The sequence below is a fragment of the Acinetobacter sp. 1130196 genome (genome assembly GCF_000588095.1).
In the GTDB taxonomy this organism is placed as follows: Bacteria; Pseudomonadota; Gammaproteobacteria; order Pseudomonadales; family Moraxellaceae; genus Acinetobacter; species Acinetobacter nosocomialis.
This window is the reverse complement of sequence record NZ_JFWX01000105.1, coordinates 1-2,047: the sequence shown is the minus strand read 5'-3', so window position 1 is coordinate 2,047 and position 2,047 is coordinate 1. Positions and strand designations below refer to the sequence as shown.

The following is a 2,047-nucleotide window of genomic DNA, read 5'->3' as shown; positions in this document are numbered from 1 at the left end:
AGTGGAAAACATGGTATGTGAATACGAAAAAATCGCTGAAGCTGTTGTTTATGGTGTAGAAATTCCAAATACCAATGGCCGTGCTGGTATGGCAGCCATCACGCTGGCAGATGGCGAAGAGCTAAATGATGCAGATTTAACCGAAATGGTATCTGTATTTAAGAAGTGTTTGCCTGCTTATGCTGTACCGGTGTTTTTACGTGTACAAAAAAAGGTCGAAACAACAGGTACTTTTAAATATCAGAAGAATAAACTGAAAGAAGATGCGTTTAATCCGAGCAAAACTTCTGAACGTTTACTCGCTTTATTGCCTGGTGCAAGCAGTTACTGTGACATCACAACTGAAATTTTTGACAACATTCAGGCATATAAATACCGTTTTTAGTTCATTTTTTAGCTAAACAAGAGGAAATCGTGCTTTTTATAGGCAATCATGCAAATGTTTTTAAATTTCCTCTTGTGTTAGTTGAATAACTTGCTAAAATACGCGACATCAAAACGATACGGGTCGTTAGCTCAGTTGGTAGAGCAGCGGACTTTTAATCCGTTGGTCCCGCGTTCGAGTCGCGGACGACCCACCAAATTCTAAAAAGCCTCTCACAATTTGAGAGGCTTTTTTTATTGTTATCTTATTTTCTTTTTATGACTAAAAGATGACGATACATTTTCGATTTAAAACCTCTCCCACCCAATTCATAAAAACTTCTAATCGTTTCGGAATATAAGTCCTGTTGGGATACAAAATATTAAGTGGAAGTGACGGTGCACTATAAGCACTCAGGACCTCAACCAAGATTCCCTGCTCAATTTTATCTTGAACATCATAGTAAGGAACTTGAATAATCCCTAAACCTGCACAGGCCGCAGCACTATAAGCTTCCGTATTATTTACACTTAAAGCACTATTCATCATCACGCTTCCTCCTTGATATACAAACTCACCCTGCTTTTCACCTACGGCTCCCGCATAGTTAATTAGTTTGTGCTGAGATAGATCTTCTAATTGTTCAGGCATACCGTACTGTTCTAAATAGCCTCTACTTGCACAATTCACCATGACCAAATGGCCAATAAATCTTGCAATTAAACTACTGCTATCTAGTTCACCTACCCGAACAACACAGTCAATTCCCTTTTCAATTAAGTCAGTCATGTCATCAGAACTATGAAGCTGCAAATGTATATCTGGATAGCGATGATAAAAATCTGACAGTTCAGGAATAATTACTTGATGCACAATCCGACTGGGCATCGAAATTTTTAATGTACCTCGGTAATGCTGTTTTTGGGTCTGAATGAGTTGTTCTAATTGTTCATAGTCCAATAAAAGATTTTGGCATTCTGGCAATATTCGCTGTCCATCTTGCGTAAGACTGACTTTACGTGTAGTTCGATGAAATAAGCGTACGCCATAGTGAGTCTCAAGCTGTTGAATAGCACTCGTTACTGTTGAGCGCGGTAAATCGAGTCGATGTGCAACCTCACTAAAGCTTTGTCGTTTAGCGACTTCTGTAAAAATAAAAAATTGCTGTAAACGATCCATTTAATTGTTCGTTTTTTCTGAATAGTTAAACCAAACTAACACAATTGATCAAAAATTACCGCCAATCTAGACTAAAAATACATTAAAACAAGTCATCATAGGAACAATCATCATGACAACTCATAGCCTCAAAGATAAAGTTGTATTGATTACTGGCGGTGCTAAAAACCTCGGCGGACTCATTAGCCGAAAATTTGCAGAACAAGGAGCAAAACTCGCAATTCACTATAATAGTTCAGAAACTCAAGTAGATGCCGAGCAAACACTCGCAGACGTAAAAGCCTTGGGTGCAGATGCAATTCTAATTCAGTCAGATCTAACAGATATCGATAACATCGAGAAGCTATTCTTAGACACTAAGCAGCATTTTGGTGGAATAGATATTGCGATTAATACAGTTGGAAAGGTCTTAAAGAAGTCATTTTTAGAAACGACAGAACAAGAGTTTGATAGCATGAGTGATATCAACTCAAAAATTGCCTATTTCTTTATTCAATCGGCGGG

The 2,047-nt window shown here is 38.0% G+C and carries 3 protein-coding genes and 1 tRNA gene; 3 read left to right on the top strand and 1 reads right to left on the bottom strand.

The genetic code is table 11. The features are described 5' to 3' along the window. Together J671_RS24505 and J671_RS24500 are read left to right on the top strand one after the other, a co-directional pair. Nucleotides 1-385, top strand: a 385-nt coding sequence (locus J671_RS24505) for an AMP-binding enzyme (RefSeq protein ID WP_416202021.1), incomplete at its 5' end; no start/stop codon positions are given. A 120-nt stretch (nucleotides 386-505) separates the two neighbouring features. Then, nucleotides 506-581, top strand: a tRNA-Lys gene (locus J671_RS24500). A gap of 65 nt (nucleotides 582-646) precedes the next feature. Here the strand turns inward: J671_RS24500 and J671_RS24495 are convergent. Beyond that, nucleotides 647-1,543: a LysR family transcriptional regulator gene (locus J671_RS24495; RefSeq protein WP_031983645.1), complete on the bottom strand. Its 897-nt coding sequence runs from the start codon at nucleotides 1,541-1,543 to the stop codon at nucleotides 647-649. A gap of 112 nt (nucleotides 1,544-1,655) precedes the next feature. Here J671_RS24495 and J671_RS24490 point away from each other — a divergent pair. Next, nucleotides 1,656-2,047, top strand: a 392-nt coding sequence (locus J671_RS24490; RefSeq protein WP_031983647.1) for an SDR family NAD(P)-dependent oxidoreductase, incomplete at its 3' end; no start/stop codon positions are given.